We start from the raw sequence: 2,437 nt of genomic DNA, 5'->3' as shown, positions 1-2,437 counted from the left end.
CCGAACGCGCCTTGCAGCACGCCCAGCGTGATTGTCCCGTTCGTCAAGATCAGTCCTCGTTCAGCTCGTCGAGCCAGTCACCCGGCCCGTCGCCCGTGCGCAGATCCATCACCGTCGGCCAGAGCCGCCACGGGGCGCTGGCATCGGCATTCCATAGCGCTACATAGGCAAAACCGGTGGCCGGTTCCATGACTATCTGCGCCCCGTAGCCGGACAGATAGCCCGAATGGGCGATCAGCGTGCGGTCACCCCAGCTATAGATGCGCCAGCCCAGCCCGTAATGGGTTTCACTGATGCGGCCCGGATAGCGCCGCTGCAGCGATTGCGTCTCGCGCGGGGTGGTGACGTAAGGGGTGAAGAGGCGCTCGCGGATTTCCGGGGCGATGCCGCCGGTTTCCGAGATATGGGCGATGGCCCACGCCATCAGGTCTTCCAGCGAAACGGTCGCGGCAGCTGCCGGCGCGACGGCATCATAGGCGCTTGCCGGATCACCGGGCGTGTCGGTGGTACGTGCCCAGCCGCGATGGGGGCGGGCCCAGCTGGCCGCGCGGGTCAGGTCACGCTCGCCAAAGCCAGCCGTCGCCATGCCGTAGCGCTCGAACAGGCGGCGGCGCACATTGTGCTCATAGCTGGTGCCCGTTGCCTCGCGGACGACTTCAGCGGCACCGGAAAAGACGATGTTCTGATAGGTATAGCACTCACCAACCGCGCACACCGGGTCCAGAAGCGCGGTATCAGCGAGGATCGCGCTGATCTCGCGGCCCTCCTCCAGCCGGTTGTCATAGGCATTGCGCGGCAGGCCGGTGCGGTGGGAAATCATGTCGAGCACGGTCGGCTGGCGCGTATTGTTGACGCGGATGATTTCCGGAGCCGGATCATCAAGCCGGATGCGCCCTTCATGTTCGAGATGGGCCAGCAGCACGCCGGTCATTGTCTTTGTCAGCGAGGCCGCCCGGAAGACCGTGCGCGGCGTGATCGGCTCGCCAGAGCCTGCCGCGGTTTCGCCGGACGTGTAGATCAGCGCCGGACGGCCCTGCTCGATGATGGCGACGGCAAGACCCACCACCCGCTCGGATGTCGCCGCCTGGTTCAGGCGTACGATCACATCATCAAAATAGGCCATATTGGAAAAGAGCGAGACGCGTGGCTCGCGCGCATTGCTCAGCTGGGCGAGCGTCTCGGCCTGATCGACAAGGGTTGGCAGAAGGCGTTCAGGGGCGATTTCCCAGATGAACTCGCCACCATCGGCAGGCGTCGCCACCGGCACGACACTGCCGTCATGCATGTAGGCAAGGTCCAGCGATTCCGCCATTGCGGCCGCTTCGGCCAGCGCCGCCTCGGGCGCCATGTCCGGCGCGCTGGCGACAACCTCACCCTGCGCTTCGGGAGCCGGGGCGATCCGGTAGACGGTCTCACCCTCTGCCTCGCCCTCGGCTACACTCACCTCTTCGCGCCTGCCGGGCAACTCGCTTTCAGGCAGCACCGGAACGGCGCCCGTCTCGGCGATGCCGGCATCAGCAATCACGAACGTCTCCGAGCCGCCATCGGACATTTCCGCGCCCGCATCGCTGTCGCGCGCTGCCTCGGCAGCGGCCAGCAGCGCATCGGCCTCTGCCATCGAAAGACTGGTCTCGGTAGAGGGCAGGGATGTGCCTTCGCCCTCTTCGGCCATCAGCGCGCTCGCGGTCGCGGCACGCAAGTACGGCACAGGCGGCACCGCGCTGGACGCGGCGGCCAGTGTCAGGGCAGCAAAGGCATAGACAGTATAGCGCATGGGATCACACCCGTGGCTGATTGCACGTCACACAATGAAAGGACCCGCCACCTGAGAGGATATGCGAAGACGGGCTGACCGCAAGGGTGCGGCCTGTAAAGTAAGGTTGGAGCACCCGCGCTGCCGCATCGGCGTGCGCGTTGAAGGCCGGCACCACGACAGTGCCCGGCGCGATCACCCAGTTCATGTGCGAGGCGGCCCGCACCTCGCCCTCCTCATCGCTCACCCGGCCCGGAGAGGGCAGGCGCACCACCTCCAGCTTGCGCCCTTGCGCGTCGCGCGCGCTCTCAAGCTGACGGGCAATGGCGTCGAAAATCTGTGCATTGGGATCATCAGGACCGCTGGCGCTCTGGCAGGCGACAATGCCTGGCGCAAGGAAGCGCGCGATATTGTCGACATGGCCATCCGTGTGGTCGCCGATCAGGCCTTCATCCAGCCAGATAACGGTGTCGATACCCAGGGCCTCGTTCAGCCGGTCTGTCACCTGCGCTTCGGAGAGGCCCGGATTGCGGTTGGCATTGAGCAGGCACTGGCGCGTGGTGATGAGCGTGCCTTCGCCGTCAAACTCCAGCGCCCCGCCCTCGCAGACCAGATCGATTTCCTTCAGCGTCGCGCCGGCAAGCGAGGCGACGGCAAGGCCGATCTGCTGGTCGCCATCGAGCG

The 2,437-nt window shown here is 66.0% G+C and carries 2 protein-coding genes; both read right to left on the bottom strand.

Translation table 11 applies throughout. The features are described from left to right. Positions 1-49 precede the first annotated feature (49 nt). A complete protein-coding gene (locus tag ACTS2Z_RS00850; RefSeq protein ID WP_442571343.1) occupies positions 50-1,774 on the bottom strand; it encodes a serine hydrolase domain-containing protein in 1,725 nt (574 codons plus the stop codon). Between the two features lie 4 nt (positions 1,775-1,778). Next, a partial coding sequence (locus ACTS2Z_RS00845) for an agmatine deiminase family protein (RefSeq protein ID WP_442571342.1) occupies positions 1,779-2,437 on the bottom strand: 659 nt, incomplete at its 5' end.

The organism is Glycocaulis sp., assembly GCF_052168375.1.
GTDB lineage: Bacteria > Pseudomonadota > Alphaproteobacteria > Caulobacterales > Maricaulaceae > Glycocaulis.
Note: the sequence above shows the minus strand (reverse complement) of the source record. Positions and strands in the feature narration are given on the sequence as shown.

Coding starts and splice junctions, on each gene's coding strand:
- ACTS2Z_RS00850 (WP_442571343.1), bottom strand. CDS start 1,774: ATGCGCTATACTGTCTATGCCTTTGCTGCCCTGACACTGGCCGCCGCG.